Origin of the sequence: Cellulomonas phragmiteti (assembly GCF_016862775.1) — a bacterium.
GTDB classification, from domain to species: Bacteria; Actinomycetota; Actinomycetes; order Actinomycetales; family Cellulomonadaceae; genus Cellulomonas; species Cellulomonas phragmiteti.
This window is the reverse complement of sequence record NZ_BONP01000004.1, coordinates 134,863-148,689: the sequence shown is the minus strand read 5'-3', so window position 1 is coordinate 148,689 and position 13,827 is coordinate 134,863. Positions and strand designations below refer to the sequence as shown.

Below are 13,827 nucleotides of genomic sequence, written 5' to 3'. Positions count from 1 at the left end.
AGCTCGTGAGGTGCCATCGGGGCAGGATTCTTCCACGCGCGGATCGGGTGCGGCCACCGGGGACTGCCGCTCAGCCGCCCTCGACCGGCAGCCAGAGCTCGACCGTCGCGGTGCTGAGGTCGTCGGCCCGGTCGAGCACGGCGACGACCTCCGGGCCGGGCCGCAGACGCCACGGGTGGGAGGGGAACCACTCGGTCGCCGTGGCCGCCCACACCGCCTGGAGCGTCTGCGGGTAGGGGCCTGCCGCCCGGAAGACGGCCCACGAGCCGGGCGGCACGTCGATGACGTCGAGGTCCCGCGGGACCGTGACGTCGGGGGTGACGGCCACGCCGTGCAGGTACGTCAGCTCGGTGCCCTCGGTGCGGTCCGGGTCGATGTCGGTGCTGACGGCGAGCAACCCGTGCGGCTCGGAGTCGCCCAGAGCCTTGAGGCGACGGTGCTCCTGCGGGGCGAGGGCGGCGACGTGCTCCTGGATCGCCGGGTTGACCCCGTGGTGGACGAGCGGGACGCGGGTGGCGTGGCCCACGAGCCGGAACCCGGGCCGGGAGACGATGCGGACGTCCATGGGTGCTGCTCCTTCGACGGTGAGGCGGAAACGGAGGCGTGGCTGACTACGGAGGGGGCCGCCGTCGCGCCGGGCCTGGCCGGGGGTCACGCCGTGGACGGCACGGAACGCCCTGCCGAAGGCCTCGGCCGAGCCGTAGCCGTACTGCACGGCGATGCCCAGCAGGTCGCCGTTCCCCGAGACGACGTCCGCGGCGGCGACCGTCATGCGCCGGCGGCGCACGTACTCCGACAGCGGGAGTCCGGCCAACGTCGAGAACATCCGACGCAGGTGGTGCTTGGTGGTGCCGAGGGCGGCGGCGAGCCGGTCGACGTCGAGGTCCTCGGTGAGGTGCGCGTCGACGTGGTCGACGAGCCGGTTCAGCCAGGTGATCACGGTGCTCCCTTCCGGCTCCCACCCTGCCGCCCGGCAGGCGCGCGGGACCCGATCATCGCGGTCCGACGTGATCAGGCCACCGTCGCGCCTGACCGGGACATTCCTCGCAGAACTCGCGAACAGGCCCGGAAGAACCGGGACCTCGGTCCCAGCAGAACCGGTTGACGAAAGGTTTCTTGCCCTGCCTGCGCGGCTGCTCGACACATACGTTCGGACGCCCTGCCGTATCTGATCCGTCCCGGTCGAGGTGACCCCATGAGATCCACCGTTCTTCCTTCCGCCCCGCGCTCCGCCGCCTGGCGGGTGCTCCTGTCCGTCCTGGCGGCGCTGGCGGTGACCTTCGCGATGCTCACCGTCGCACCCGCCCCGTCCGCCCAGGCGCACGGGTGGATCTCCGACCCGCCCAGCCGGCAGGACCTCTGCTACACCGGCGCCATCACCAACTGCGGCCCCGTCCAGTACGAGCCGTGGAGCGTGGAGGCGCGCAAGGGCTCGATGCTCTGCTCCGGTGGAGGCCGCTTCACCGAGCTCGACAACGAGTCCCGGGCCTGGCCGCGCCAGAACCTGTCGACCAACCAGACGTTCACCTGGGACATCGTCGCGAACCACTCCACGTCGACGTGGGAGTACTTCGTGGACGGCCGCCTGCACACCACGATCAACGACAACGGGGCGCTGCCGCCCAAGCGGTTCACCCACACCATCAACAACCTGCCGACGGGCAACCACAAGATCTTCGTCCGGTGGAACATCGCCGACACGGTGAACGCGTTCTACCAGTGCATCGACGCGTACATCACGCCCGGCGGGACCCCGGGGCCGCAGCCCACCACGCCGGCACCCCAGCCCACGACCCCGGCCCCTCAGCCGACGACGCCGGCGCCGCAGCCGGGCACCGGTGCCTGCACCGCCACCGTGCGGGTCGCCAACTCCTGGGGCGGCGGCTTCCAGGGTGAGGTCGTCGTGACCGCGGGCAGCGCGGCGATCAACGGCTGGAAGGTCACCGTCAACGGTGCCACGATCACCCAGGCGTGGAACTCCACCGTCAGCGGCTCCACGCTGACCAACGCGGCCTGGAACGGGAACGTCGGCGCCGGCGGCTCGACCACGGCCGGCTTCATCGCCAACGGCACCGGGAGCGGCCTCAGCGCCACCTGCACCACGGCCTGACCGGGCCCGGCCGGCGCAAGCGGCGCAGCTGACGGCCGGCCGGGGCGAGGATGCCCCGGCCGGCCGTGTCACGCACCTTGTCGTTGTCGAGTTGAGCTCAGGAACTCACATTCCGAGCGTGTTCACAGCGTGGGTGGCCTGCTCGAGAGTGAACTGCGATCCGTACTCGCTCGTGAGCTGGTCGATGAGTCCCTGTCGCGACATGGGAAATACCTCCTGGTACGACTGTGCCGCCTCGACCGCCTCGGCCATCCAGTCGACACCGCCCTCGGCCTCCAGGCGGGCGACGCCGAACTCGGCGTCTTCGACCAGGAACTTCCCCCCGTACTCACTCGTGAGTTGCCTGAGCAGTCCAGCTCGGGAGAAGGGCATGCCGTCGACGTAGGCCTTGGCCTGGCGGTAGGCGTTCTGCTGGACCAACGTCCCCTGTCGAGCATCCTCGGCTGCCAGCGCCTCTTGTGCGGCGACGGCCTCGGCAATGCGCTGCTCCTCCTCGAGGCGCGCTTCCTCGGCCTCGGCTGCGGCCTCGGCTTCCACCTGGGCGGCGTCCTGCGTAGCCGTGCTGCTGTTCTCGCGGACCGACTCCGGCGTAGCTGTACTGCCCGCCACTGGGGAGCTCCCGTCAGTGTCCCCACCGCCGCCCAGCGCCCCGATCAGGATGATCAGCAGGACGAACGCTGCGGGGAGGGCGAAACGCTTCCTCTTGAACCACGGCCGTGGTGGCCGAGGCTCATCCGGCTGCGGAGGGAGCGAGGTCGGCGGCCCGGCCGGCAGAACCCTCGTCGACCCGGGCGCGCCCTCGACTCCGTGCGCGGGGTCGACTCGCTCGTCGATCCACAGCTGCCAGCCCTCCGGAACCGGCCCCCAGGACGGGTCAGGCGTCCAGCCGGGAGGCGGCGTCCACCCGAGCGGGGCAGCGGGCCAGTTCGGCGGAGGGTTAAATTGCGCAGCCATGAGCATGCTCCAGGACGACATTCTGACTTTCGCGGACATCATCCAGTCTTGCAGCACGACGGATCGACAAACCGAACAGAGGCTTCGACATCTGTTACCGAGCGGGTGAAACACTTCCCGATCGACGCCGATACCCCCTCTTTCCTCACAATCCTCGTTCGCACCCCCGTTCATGCGTCGCCGGCGCAGTCCTGGCCGACGCCTTGCTCCCTTCCTCGTGGCGCGCCACCCTGGAGCCCCGTCCGACCGGAGGAACTCATGGGCAAGCTGATCTACGCGGCCAACGTCTCGCTCGACGGCTACCTGGAGGACGAGACGGGTGCGTTCGACTTCTCGGTCCCGGACGAGGAGGTGCACGCGTTCTGGAACGAGCACGAGCGGGGCATCGGCACGTCGCTGTACGGGCGCCGCATGTACGAGACGATGCGCGTCTGGGAGGACGACGACTGGCTGGCCGACCAGCCCGCGGTCGTCCGCGAGTACGCGGGGATATGGCGCGACGCCGACAAGGTCGTCTACTCCACGACGCTCGAGGCCGTCTCGACGGCACGCACCCGGATCGAGCGGCGGTTCGACCCCGCGGCCGTGCGTCGACTCACGGAGGAGTCCGACGCGGACCTGAGCGTGGGCGGCGCGACGCTCGGCGCCGAGGCGTTCCGGCACGGACTCGTCGACGAGTGCGTGCTGCTGCTGTGTCCGGGCACCGTGGGTCGCGGCAAGCCGGCCCTGCCGCAGGACGTGCGGCTCGACCTGGAGCTGATCGACCACCGACGGTTCTCCGGCGGCGCCGTCCTCCTGCGTCACGCGGTGCGTCGAGCCGGCTGACCCCGCCGGGCGGCTCGGGCCGGCACGGCAGCGGACGTCAGGCCGGCGGCGGGAGGTGCCAGGTCCGCCACGGGGACGTCTGCGCGCCCCGCAGCGTCGTCGTCGCGAGCCGACGCACCGGGCCGACGCGCAGCGCGACGGCGAGCACGAGGTCCCGCGGCGGGCCGAGCGGCACGAGGCCGGACTGGAACGTCGGTGTGAGCAGCCGCGACCACCAGCGGGAGTAGCGCAGGTGGGCGCGGCGCTCGGTCGCGTACTCCGCGAGCGCCTGCGCGAGCGTCGGCTGCCGGTCCAGGGCCTGCGCGAGCGTCCACGCGTCCGCGAGGCCGAGGCTGGCCCCGGCACCGAGCTGCGGGCTCATCGCGTGGGCGGCGTCGCCGACGAGTGCGGCGCCGTCCGCGACGGGCGAGTCGACGACGACGTCGCGATAGCGCGCCGGGCGCAGACCGGCGGCCGCGACGCGGTGCACGAGCGGCGCCAACGGGCCGGCCAGCGGCGCGACGTGGTCGACGAAGGCCTCGGGTCCCGCCGCCAGCAGGGCGGGCATCCGCGAGACACGGGCCGACCAGAAGATCGACGCCTGGCCGACCCCGGTCGGCAGGACCCCCAGGGTCGTGCGGGTGTCGCGCCAGCGCTGGACGAGGGCGTCCCCGCTCAGGCCGTCCGGGTCGGGGACGATCGACCACAGCGCGCCCCACGGGTACGGGCGGTCCAGCCGGGTGCGGACGGTGTGGCGCCGCACGGTCGACGCCGCCCCGTCGGCGCCGACGAGCAGGCCCCGGCTCTCGTGGCGCCGTCCGGCGGCGTCCGTGACGACCCACCCGCCCTCGCGGCCGGGGCCGACGTCGGTGCGGCGCACGGCGGTCACGTCCCAGCCGGGTGCGATCCGGGCCCCCGCGTCGAGCGCGGCGGTCCGCAGCAGGTCGAACAGCGTCCCGCGGTGGACGCCCCACGCGGAGCTTCCGGGTGCCACCTCGTCGTAGGTGAGCTGCATGGTCCGCAGCCCGCCCACCGTGCGGCCGTCCACCCGCCGCACCGGCGCCGAGGACGCGCCCAGCGCCTGCCCGATCCCCAGCTCGTGGCACACCTCCTGCCCGAGGTGCTGCAGCAGGAGTCCGGCGCCGACCGGGCCGAGGTCCGTCGCCCGTTCCAGCACGGTGACCTCACGACCGGTCCGGGCCAGCAGGGCCGCGAGTGCCAGCCCGGTGATGCCGGCGCCGACGATCGTCACGGTGGGGGCGGTGGCCGGAGGCACGGCGCCAGCGTGCCACCTGACGGCTCACCCCGGCGACCACCGCGTCGACGCCGACGTCGCCGTTCGTCGCGCGCGGACGGCCCGGTCAGGGGCGCGCCGCGCGCCGCTGCTCCCACTGCTCGCGGGTGATCTCGTACCGGTGGCCGCCGAGCTCGGCGCCCTCCACGGCCAGCATGTCGTCCGGCGTCCCGAGGTGCTCCACGACGGCCATCCCGACCTTCTCCATGACGCGCTGCGACGGCGTGTTCAGCGCCATCGTCGCGCCCCAGACGGTGCGGACGTCGAGACCGGTGAATGCCTTCTCGAGCAGCGCCGCGCTGACCTCGGTGGCGTAGCCGTTGCCCCACGCGGCCTGCCGCAGCCGGTACCCGAGCTCGACCTCGTCCAGCGGCCCGCCCGGCTCCGGACGCAGGCAGAACCACCCGATGAACGCTCCGCCGTCCGTCTCGTGGGCCGCGAACACCCCGAACGCGCCGGACCACCGCTCGTAGCCGGTGAGGATGCTCGGCAGGATGCGCTCACGGACCACCTCGGGCGCGGTCGGCGCGCCCCCGGACAGGTACCGCACGACCGCGGGGTCGCTGTCGAGCTCGATCAGCAGGTCGGCGTCGTCGGCACCGAAGCGACGCAGCGTCACCCGGTCGGTCTGCAGGTACGTCTCCACGGGGCGCAGCATGGCGCAGGCAGTCCGGCGGGTCCCCTGAATATCCGCCGGGCCTGCGGCGTCGACGGCCGTCACCGCGGCGCGACGGCGGCGGGTGCCGGCCGTGCGGCGCGGGTGCATAGTGGCGCCATGCGCCCGCAGCCCGTGTCAGCGAGCCCGCCCGGGCTGACCGGCCGGGCCGTCATGCGGCAGTGGTGGCGCGACCTCACGTTCGTCCACTGGCGCGTCGAGCCGGAGGTCCTCGCACCGCTCATGCCGGCCGGCACGCGACCGGACGTCCACGACGGCTCGAGCTGGGTCGCCCTGGTGCCGTTCCGCATGGTCGGTGCAGGCGCGGCACGCGGGCCCGGCATCCCCTGGATCGGCACGTTCCCCGAGACCAACGTCCGCCTGTACTCGGTGGACGAGCAGGGTCGCCGGGGCGTCGTCTTCTTGACGCTCGAGGCGTCCCGCCTGGCGTTCGTCCTCGGCTCGCGGGCGGTGTTCGCGCTGCCCTACACCTGGTCGCGGATGCGCGTGACCGAGGCGGACGGCGTCCTCACCTACACGTCGCGGCGTCGCTGGCCCGGACCGCGCGACGCCACGACGCGCGTCGTCGTGCGGCCGGGCGAGCCGCTCGCGCCCGGCGACCCGCTGGCGGACTTCCTCACCGCGCGCTGGGGACTGCACACCCGCGCCTTCGGCCGCACGCTCTACGTGCCCAACGAGCACGAGCCCTGGCCGCTGCGCACGGCCGAGCTGCTCACGCTCGACGACCGCCTCGTCGCCGCGTGCGGGCTCCCGGGGATCGCGACCCGCCCCCCGGACTCGGTGCTGTTCTCCCGCGGAGTCCGCACGCGGTTCGGTGCACCGCTCGACGCCGGGCGGCCCGTGCCCGCCTGACGTCGGCCGCCCGCCGACGTGGTGGCCGCGACGACCGGGCCGGCCGTGGGGCCGACCCGCCGTCAGAGCGGACGCGCCGTCGACCGCGGCCCGGCGGAGCGTCGCCGCCCGGCGCCCCACGCCCCGAGGACGCCGAGGCCCGCGGACGCCGCGAGCACGCCGGCGACCAGCGGCGCCGTCGGGACGGCCTGCGCCGCCGGACCGGGTGGTGGGGCGGACAGCGTCGCGGCCGTGGCGACGAAGCTCGGCGCCGGGTGCTCGGAGGCCGGTGCGGTGTCCGCCCAGTCGTAGGAGCCGGTGGTGCACTCCTGCCGGGTGGGGAAGGTGAACGTCTGGCCGACGGTCCCGGTCACGCGCACGTCGAGGGTGTACTCGGCGCGCTGCCCGTCGGGGACGGGTGTGCCGTGCCAGCCGACCGTCCGCGCGGTGAGGTCGGCAGACCACCCCGGTGGCTGGTCGGCTGCGAGCGCCTCGACACCGTCGGGGAGCGTCACCGTCAGCGCCCGGGTCGGTGCCCCGTCGCAGCCGTGGTCGAACACGAGGGTCACGGTGGACGTGCCGTCGCCGTGGGGCTGGACGGACTCGATGAGGACGTGCGCCGCGGCGCCGGACGCACCGGCGAGGACACCGGCGGTCGCGACCAGCGCGACCAGGGCGGCGCGGCGCCCGTGGCGTCGTCGCGCCGCCGTGCGCGAGACGCGTGCGGGAGCGAGGGCGGGGGTCATGGGGTCACCTCGACGGGGATCCGGGCGATCGGGTTGTCGTACTTGGAGGTGCGCACGCTGACCTCGAGCTCCCAGGCGCCCGGCAGCGGCAGGTCGAGCGTGGCCTCGTAGCGGCCCGGCCCGGTCGCGGTGAGGGGACGCGTGAGCGGCCCGAGGCCCACCGCGGGCAGCGAGACCGCGACCTGCGGCGTCTCGACCGGCTCGATCGGTGCACCCTCGGCGTCGAGCACCTCCAGCTCGAGGGCGTTGACCCCGGCCCGGCCCGGGCTGACGCGCGCCCGCAGGGTCCCGTCGCCCAGCGGCACGGCCGTCTCGACCACCTGCGCCGCGGTGCCGGCGGCAGCCTGCGCCGACACTGCCGCTGCCGGCGGCTGCTGCGACACCAGGGCACCGGTCGCGGCCAGCACCAGCCCGAGCAGGGCGGCCTCGCCCGCGACCGTGCGGCGGAGCGTGCGCCGTGACGCGTCGGCCGTCGCACCGCGCACCGCTCCGGCCTCCGCGGCGGACCGGACCGCCGGGACCAGCCGGAACCGGTTGTACGCCGCGATGCCCACGATCACGACGGCCACGGCGACCTTGACCAGGAGCGTGCGCCCGTAGCCGGAGGTGACGAGTGCCTCGAGCGTCCCGACGACGCGCCACCCGAGGACGGTCCCGGTCAGGGCCAGTGCCGCGACGAGCCAGGCACCGAGCGCGGAGAACCGGGCGACGGTCGCCGCGGCGCGTCGCGGGTCGACACCCGCGGACCGCGACAGGGTCGCCACGAGGCCGACGACGCCGCCGAGCCACACGGCACCGGTGGCCACGTGCAGCGCGTCCGCGCCCAGGACGAGCCACCCGGGCCCGAAGGTGCGGGTGTGCCCGACGACGAGCAGGGAACCGAGCGCGGCCGCCGCGGAGGCCGTCGCCACGCCCGCGGGCCACGCCCGCCGCGCGTCGTGCCCCGCCCGGCGTGCCGCGACCGTCGCCACGACCACGCCGACCACGGCCAGCAAGGAGGCGACCGCGGTGTCGGACGTCAGGCCGCCGGTCCACGTCCCAGCCCGCGCGAGGGCGTCGAGTCCACCGCCGGCCTGCCACGCGACCGTCAGCGGGACCGTCAGCACCGCGGTCGCCGCGGCCAGCGCCGCACCGGCCGCACGGGTCACGTGCAGGCGCCGGCGCAGCACCGGCATGGCGCCCGGCGAGGCCTGCAGCACGAGCAGCTCGAACACCACCAGACCCGTGACCCCGAGCACCGCCACGTAGAGCAGCGCCTGGCCGGCGGCGCGCGCCACGACCAGCGCCGTCGTCGGCTCCGGGACGGACGCGGCGACGCTCGTGGCGCTCGGCTCACCGACGGAGAACGTGAACGCCCCGGCCACCGGGTGGGTGTCCAGCGAGATGACGCGCCAGCTCACGACGTAGGTGCCGTCGGCCAGCACCGACGCGGGCGTGAGCACGAGCGTGTCGTCGACAGCGGCGACCGCGACCTCGAGGGGCGTCCCGTCGGCCGCCAGGATCGTCGTGCCGTCCGGGACGCCGCGTACGGGCTCGTTGAAGGTCAGGACCAGCTCGGTGGGGGGCGCGTCGACGACGCTGCCGTCCTGCGGGTCGGTCCCCACCAGGACGGCGTGCGCCGCGGCCGGGCTGCTCGCAAGCACCACGAGGAGCAGCCCGACCACGGCGACGACGACACCCGCCCCCGCACGACGCAGCGCGTCGGGGTGGCGCACGGTGCCCTCAGGCCTGGCGGCGGCGCGTGCGCAGCAGCGCCAGGGCACCCAGCACGAGACCGCCCGCACCGAGGGCCAGCGCGGCCCAGGTCGCCGCCGGCGGAGCCGCGTCCGTCGTCGTCGCCGACGCCGAGGTCGACCCGGAGTCCGCCGACGCGGGGGCCGCGGCGGCTGCGTCGGAGACCGTCTCGGTGCTTGCGTCGTCCTCGGTGGCGGCGGTGATCTCGAACCTCGGGGCCGGGTACGGCAGCTCGGCGGAGTCGTCGCCGTCCGGCGGCAGCTGCGCCCAGGCGGTCTCACCCTCCTCGCACTCCTGGAGCGCGGGGAAGACCAGCTCCTCGCCGACGGCGTCCGGCAGCTTGAGCGACAGCACGAACGCGTCGCGGAACCCGTCGGGCAGGGGGGTCCTGGCGGTGTACACGATCTCCGCGACGCGCTCGGTCCGCTGGCCGCCGTGCCCGTCGTCGATCGGCACGTCGAGGTCCGCCATGACCTTCTCGACCTCCCAGCCGGGGTTGATCGACGGTGTCACCGACGTGATCAGCTCGGGGATCTGGATGGACACGCGGGTGGTGGGCGAGCCGTCGCAGCCGTGGGGCACGCCCACGGTGAGCAGGGTGTACGCGCCGGCGGTGGTGGTGCTGGGCTGCACGGTCACGTGGGCGGAGGCCGAGCCGGCGCCGAGCAGGACGAGACCGCCGGTGAGCGCGGCGGCGGCAGTGGCGCGCAGGGTGTGTCGCAGGTGGTGTCGCACGGTGGAGCCTTTCGAGGACATGAGGGGAGGAACGCGCGGCCCGGCAGGGCACGACGACGTGCCGCGGGCGCGCGGGGACGGCGCGGGCGCAGGGGCTCGCGCGTCGGGGTCAGACGAGGGCGGGCGGAGCGCGGGCGCGGACCGCGTCGCTGCGGTCCGCGGCGTGCGCATTCCAGAGATCGCCGTGCGCGCGCACGGCGGGCACCTCGAGCTGCACGGCGGGCACGTCGGTGAAGCGTCGCCTCGTCAGCCAGGCCCACATGGCCCACAGCAGCGCATCTCCGTGCCGCACGACCAGGGCGACGACCAGGGTGGTCGCCGCGTGCGCGGCGAGCATCCCGCCGTCGGACGCCGCGCCGTGGTGGTGGTGGACGGCGGTGGTCGGCGCGAGCGCGGCGAGGTGCCCGAACGCCACGTGCAGCCCCACCTGCCCGATGCCGAGGACTACCAGCAGGCGCGGCAGGCCGATCCTGCCCGCGGTCAGCGGGACGACGAGCGCGATCGTCAGGCCTGTGAGGACCAGCAGCGGCACCGCGGCGGGGCGGGTGCCGCCGGCCAGCTGGTGCGACACCACGGACAGGCCGACCAGGACGGCGGCCAGGGCGACCACGCGCACGGCGCGCAGCGATCCGACCCCGGGTGACGACACGTCCGCACCCTACGTCCCTGGTGTCGGCGTCATCGAGGTGGTACCGGGGCAAGGGGAAGACCGAAACGCTTCAGGCCCCGTGGACCCGGTCTCGACGCCGTCGCCGCCGGGCCGCGGACCGGATCCGCGGCACGGCGGCGGGCGACGTGGCCGTCAGTCGTCGTCGTGGCAGATCTGCGCCTCGACGCGGCCGTCGTCGACCTCGACCTCGAGGTCGAGGACCTCGTCGGCGCTGCGCCGGAAGTCGATCTCGACCTCGTCCGCGTCCTGGTCGTCGACCCGGGCGGTCCACCCGTCCGCGGCGGTGACCTCACCGAGCACGAGCGCGCCGTCCTCGAACGTCACGACGGCCGTCCCCGCGTCGTACACCGTGTAGATGCCGTCGTCCGGCACCGGGATGTCCACGCAGCTGTCGCGCTGGGGTCGCGGCGGCAGGCCGGACATGTCGTCCTGCATGGCGTCGTCGTCCGACGCCCCGGCGTCCGGTGACGGGTCGGGGGCGGGCTCGGTGGTTGCCGCGACCGGGGGCGGGGTGGCGTCGCCCTCACCCCCCGTGCACGCTGCCAGCACGAGGGCCGACGCTCCGACGAGCAGGGCGGTACGGGACGTCCGGATACGCAAGAAGCCTCCAGGGTTCGGCGGTGGCCTGCCGGGGCTCAGGTCGTGCGCCCGCGGCAGTACGGTCGGGCCGCCTCGGCGGCCCGTGCCAGTCTCACCTCCCCGCGGCGGGTCGGCACGCCGGGAGCGGCTCCCCCGTCAGGCCACGCAGACGACTCCCCGGTTGCCGTCCTGGTCCGCGATCACCGTGAGCGACGGCGCGTGGCTGTCGTCGACGACGGTCCCGCCGGCGGCGACCGCAGCGGCGACCCGCTGCTCGACGACCTCCTGCGGCACGTAGACCTCGACGTGGAACCGCTGCCCGGGCGCCGCCTGGCCGTCGAGGTCCCCGAACCACAGGTTCGGGACGCGTCCCGTCGCGTCCCGGACCTCGTCGCTGGGCGAGCCGCGTCCCTGCGACGCGGCGTCGCCCGTCAGCAGCGCCGCCCACACCGGGGCGATCGTCGCGGAGCGTGCCGTGTCGAGACCGAGCTCGACGACGCTGACGGAGCCCGGGTCGGCGGTGAGGCCGTGCTCGGCGGCGACCGCCGTGATGCGCCGGGCGAGGTCGACGTCCCGCTGCGTCACCCACTCGACGACGTGCGCGGTGCCCTCCCCGTCGCGGTAGACCGCGTCGGCGCTGACCAGCTCGAGGTCGACGTGCCCCGGGCCGATCATCACGGCGGGGTGGTGCCCCGCCGCGTCGCCCGCCTCACCGACGGCGGTCACGAACCGCGCCGCGGCACCGAAGTCGTCGACGAGGTAGCGGGCGTGCAGACCCTGCGCCAGCTTGCGCCAGTCGGTCAGCGCGGCCGCGGCGATCTCGTCGCCACCCAGCATGTCCATGCGTGTGCCCCCGTCGATCGTCGGCCCTTGTGCGACACCGTGCCGGGCGCGACCGCCGCCCCATCAGGCACGGTCGCAGAAACCCGTGAGAACACCGTAGACAAAAACTGGCCGCAGATGTTAGATGACGATTACTGAGGTATTAACTTCACTAGACACCTCGTGGCGAGGTGGATCCGGGGGGATCAGCTCATGGGCCAGGCCATCTTTTTCAACATGACCTCGATGCCACTCACGCTGGAGGTCAACGGGGCCCTCAACTCGCCCGAGACCATCGACCCGATGCCGTCGACCCAGCCGTACACGCCGAACCACTCCACCGGCGTCTACAAGCGCTACAACACGGACGACCCGCAGTCCGGGCAGTTCGGCACCACCAACACCGTCCTGTACGTCCTGGACAGCGGCGCCGGCGGCAAGGTCGGCGTCACGGTCGACGTGAGCTTCACGGCCTACTCGGCGAACCAGGACCTGCTGTTCTTCCTGTTCAAGGAGGCGTGCGTCGCGACCTGCCTGTCCGACAACAACGCCTACCTCGGCCACTCGGGCGACACGATCGTCATGAGCCCCACCGGGTCCGGCCTCCGTCTCTGATGGGCGGACCCGGGTCGACGGCCAGTGTCACGGCGGGTGCGTACAACTTCTCGACCGCCGTCCCGGGCCAGCAACCCTCCCTCGTCTACGCCCCAGCCGGTACCGGGACCACGCCGTTCGGCGTCGCCCTCTACCTCGACGACGTCTTCGCCACGGCACCCGAGGAGGCCGTGACCGCGGGGATGTTCACGCTCTGGAAGACCCCGGACGGCGACAAGCGCCCCGGGCTGCCGTGGAAGGTCGTCGTCTCGCCCGACGTCTGGACGTTCGACGACTCCCCGGTGCGCCCGGCGCTGCACGACGGGTTCCTCGACTTCCTCGTGGCCCTGGAGAACGCGGACGGGTCGGCCGGGACGCACGCGCTCAAGCCCGGCCGGCTGCGGCTCGTGCAGGCGTACCTGGCCCAGGCGCTGCCGCAGACCTTCGCCGAGTCCCTGTTCCTGCGGTACGGGCTGGACCCCGCCGCACGCTGCGTGGACCTGCTCCCGGGGACGCGGTTGCGGCTGGAGTACCAGGCGCACCAGGCACTGGACCCGCAGCAGAACCCCCTCAACGGGTTCGTCGGCTCCGGCAGCACGGTCGTCGACGTGGGACTCGTCGGCGGGACGGCCGACCTCACGCTCGGCCCGTACCTGGCGCTGCAGCAGGGCCTGTCGGTGGCACCCAACACGGGCGGCGCGGGGGGCACCGTCGACCTGGTGGGCGCCGCGTTCGCGTACCCGTACCTGCGTCTGGTGTACCCGCAGGACCTGCCGTCCAGCGACTCCGTGGGGTTCACCGGTCCCCAGCAGAACGCCACGATCATCGGCGCACCGACCTTCGCCGGTCTGGTCGCGGCGACCCTCGCCTACCGGCAGTCCGGCACGGTCGGGGTCGGTGCCGTCGCCACCTTCTTCCGCGGCCGTGCGGTCGCGGTCCCGCAGATCCCCGTGCTGGTGCAGGGGGTCCGCGAGTTCGTCCAGCTCGGGACGACGATCCGGGGGCTGCTCGCCGGCATCACCGCGGTCCCCTGGTTCGGGCCCGGCCAGGTGAGCGTGCCCTCCCAGTTCTACACGCGGCAGCGGACGAACCTGAGCGGCGGCACCACCCCGCCCACGTGGCTGTTCCAGCCGTCGCAGAGCGCCACGAGCCCACCCGTGACGCTCACGTCGCAGGACGGTGGCTACACCTCGTACGGGCCCACCCTCGACAGCTTCGACCTGCCCGTGCTCGGCGGCGACAGCCTGTCGATCTCGGTCCCGCAGTCGGCGTCCTGAA

The 13,827-nt window shown here is 74.1% G+C and carries 15 protein-coding genes; 5 read left to right on the top strand and 10 right to left on the bottom strand.

Annotation, left to right across the window (positions count from 1 at the left end; all coding sequences use genetic code 11):
* Positions 1–70: 70 nt before the first annotated feature.
* On the bottom strand, positions 71–940 hold the full coding sequence (locus Cph01nite_RS05345; protein ID WP_203671850.1) for an AraC family transcriptional regulator: 870 nt from the start codon (positions 938–940) through the stop codon (positions 71–73).
* Positions 941–1,195: 255 nt separating this feature from the next.
* Between Cph01nite_RS05345 and Cph01nite_RS19025 the strand changes: the two genes are divergently transcribed.
* The gene (locus Cph01nite_RS19025; protein WP_239069043.1) at positions 1,196–2,110 is read left to right on the top strand and encodes a lytic polysaccharide monooxygenase; all 915 of its coding nucleotides are present in this window, start codon (positions 1,196–1,198) and stop codon (positions 2,108–2,110) included.
* Between the two features lie 105 nt (positions 2,111–2,215).
* Here Cph01nite_RS19025 and Cph01nite_RS05335 read toward each other — a convergent pair whose 3' ends face one another.
* Positions 2,216–2,647, bottom strand: a complete 432-nt coding sequence (locus tag Cph01nite_RS05335; protein WP_203671848.1) for an Ltp family lipoprotein — start codon at positions 2,645–2,647, stop codon at positions 2,216–2,218.
* A 675-nt stretch (positions 2,648–3,322) separates the two neighbouring features.
* Between Cph01nite_RS05335 and Cph01nite_RS05330 the strand changes: the two genes are divergently transcribed.
* Positions 3,323–3,889: a dihydrofolate reductase family protein gene (locus tag Cph01nite_RS05330; protein WP_203671846.1), complete on the top strand. Its 567-nt coding sequence runs from the start codon at positions 3,323–3,325 to the stop codon at positions 3,887–3,889.
* Positions 3,890–3,926: 37 nt separating this feature from the next.
* Here the strand turns inward: Cph01nite_RS05330 and Cph01nite_RS05325 are convergent, their stop codons facing one another.
* Together Cph01nite_RS05325 and Cph01nite_RS05320 are read right to left on the bottom strand one after the other, a co-directional pair.
* Positions 3,927–5,144 (bottom strand): FAD-dependent oxidoreductase, encoded by a 1,218-nt coding sequence (locus Cph01nite_RS05325; RefSeq protein WP_203671845.1) that lies wholly within the window; start codon positions 5,142–5,144, stop codon positions 3,927–3,929.
* A gap of 85 nt (positions 5,145–5,229) precedes the next feature.
* The gene (locus Cph01nite_RS05320) at positions 5,230–5,808 is read right to left on the bottom strand and encodes a GNAT family N-acetyltransferase (protein WP_203671844.1); all 579 of its coding nucleotides are present in this window, start codon (positions 5,806–5,808) and stop codon (positions 5,230–5,232) included.
* Between the two features lie 129 nt (positions 5,809–5,937).
* Here Cph01nite_RS05320 and Cph01nite_RS05315 point away from each other — a divergent pair, with 129 nt between their 5' ends.
* A complete protein-coding gene (locus Cph01nite_RS05315; protein ID WP_203671843.1) occupies positions 5,938–6,690 on the top strand; it encodes a YqjF family protein in 753 nt (250 codons plus the stop codon).
* Positions 6,691–6,752: 62 nt separating this feature from the next.
* Here the strand turns inward: Cph01nite_RS05315 and Cph01nite_RS05310 are convergent, their stop codons facing one another.
* The 6 genes from Cph01nite_RS05310 to Cph01nite_RS05285 form a co-directional block, all read right to left on the bottom strand.
* The gene (locus tag Cph01nite_RS05310; RefSeq protein ID WP_203671842.1) at positions 6,753–7,415 is read right to left on the bottom strand and encodes a DUF1775 domain-containing protein; all 663 of its coding nucleotides are present in this window, start codon (positions 7,413–7,415) and stop codon (positions 6,753–6,755) included.
* Positions 7,412–9,130: a copper resistance CopC/CopD family protein gene (locus Cph01nite_RS05305; protein ID WP_203671830.1), complete on the bottom strand. Its 1,719-nt coding sequence runs from the start codon at positions 9,128–9,130 to the stop codon at positions 7,412–7,414. Before Cph01nite_RS05305 ends, Cph01nite_RS05310 begins: the two co-directional genes overlap by 4 nt.
* A gap of 7 nt (positions 9,131–9,137) precedes the next feature.
* Positions 9,138–9,884, bottom strand: coding sequence for a YcnI family copper-binding membrane protein (locus Cph01nite_RS05300; protein ID WP_203671827.1), 747 nt, complete (start codon positions 9,882–9,884; stop codon positions 9,138–9,140).
* A 109-nt stretch (positions 9,885–9,993) separates the two neighbouring features.
* A complete protein-coding gene (locus Cph01nite_RS05295) occupies positions 9,994–10,533 on the bottom strand; it encodes a hypothetical protein (RefSeq protein WP_203671824.1) in 540 nt (179 codons plus the stop codon).
* 153 nt (positions 10,534–10,686) lie between these two features.
* Positions 10,687–11,154, bottom strand: a complete 468-nt coding sequence (locus Cph01nite_RS05290) for a hypothetical protein (RefSeq protein ID WP_203671821.1) — start codon at positions 11,152–11,154, stop codon at positions 10,687–10,689.
* 135 nt (positions 11,155–11,289) lie between these two features.
* A complete protein-coding gene (locus Cph01nite_RS05285) occupies positions 11,290–11,976 on the bottom strand; it encodes a 4a-hydroxytetrahydrobiopterin dehydratase (protein WP_203671818.1) in 687 nt (228 codons plus the stop codon).
* A 216-nt stretch (positions 11,977–12,192) separates the two neighbouring features.
* Here Cph01nite_RS05285 and Cph01nite_RS05280 point away from each other — a divergent pair, with 216 nt between their 5' ends.
* Positions 12,193–12,570 carry a hypothetical protein gene (locus tag Cph01nite_RS05280; RefSeq protein ID WP_203671815.1) on the top strand — a complete coding sequence of 126 codons (378 nt, stop codon included), beginning with the start codon at positions 12,193–12,195 and terminating at the stop codon, positions 12,568–12,570.
* Positions 12,570–13,826: a hypothetical protein gene (locus tag Cph01nite_RS05275; protein WP_203671811.1), complete on the top strand. Its 1,257-nt coding sequence runs from the start codon at positions 12,570–12,572 to the stop codon at positions 13,824–13,826. Before Cph01nite_RS05280 ends, Cph01nite_RS05275 begins: the two co-directional genes overlap by 1 nt.
* Position 13,827: the final 1 nt, after the last annotated feature.

Excerpts from the sequence above, each read along its gene's own strand:
- Cph01nite_RS05275 (WP_203671811.1), top strand. The coding sequence starts at position 12,570 with ATGGGCGGACCCGGGTCGACGGCCAGTGTCACGGCGGGTGCGTACAAC.
- Cph01nite_RS19025 (WP_239069043.1), top strand. The coding sequence starts at position 1,196 with ATGAGATCCACCGTTCTTCCTTCCGCCCCGCGCTCCGCCGCCTGGCGG.
- Cph01nite_RS05280 (WP_203671815.1), top strand. The coding sequence starts at position 12,193 with ATGACCTCGATGCCACTCACGCTGGAGGTCAACGGGGCCCTCAACTCG.
- Cph01nite_RS05285 (WP_203671818.1), bottom strand. The coding sequence starts at position 11,976 with ATGGACATGCTGGGTGGCGACGAGATCGCCGCGGCCGCGCTGACCGAC.
- Cph01nite_RS05315 (WP_203671843.1), top strand. The coding sequence starts at position 5,938 with ATGCGCCCGCAGCCCGTGTCAGCGAGCCCGCCCGGGCTGACCGGCCGG.
- Cph01nite_RS05330 (WP_203671846.1), top strand. The coding sequence starts at position 3,323 with ATGGGCAAGCTGATCTACGCGGCCAACGTCTCGCTCGACGGCTACCTG.
- Cph01nite_RS05310 (WP_203671842.1), bottom strand. The coding sequence starts at position 7,415 with ATGACCCCCGCCCTCGCTCCCGCACGCGTCTCGCGCACGGCGGCGCGA.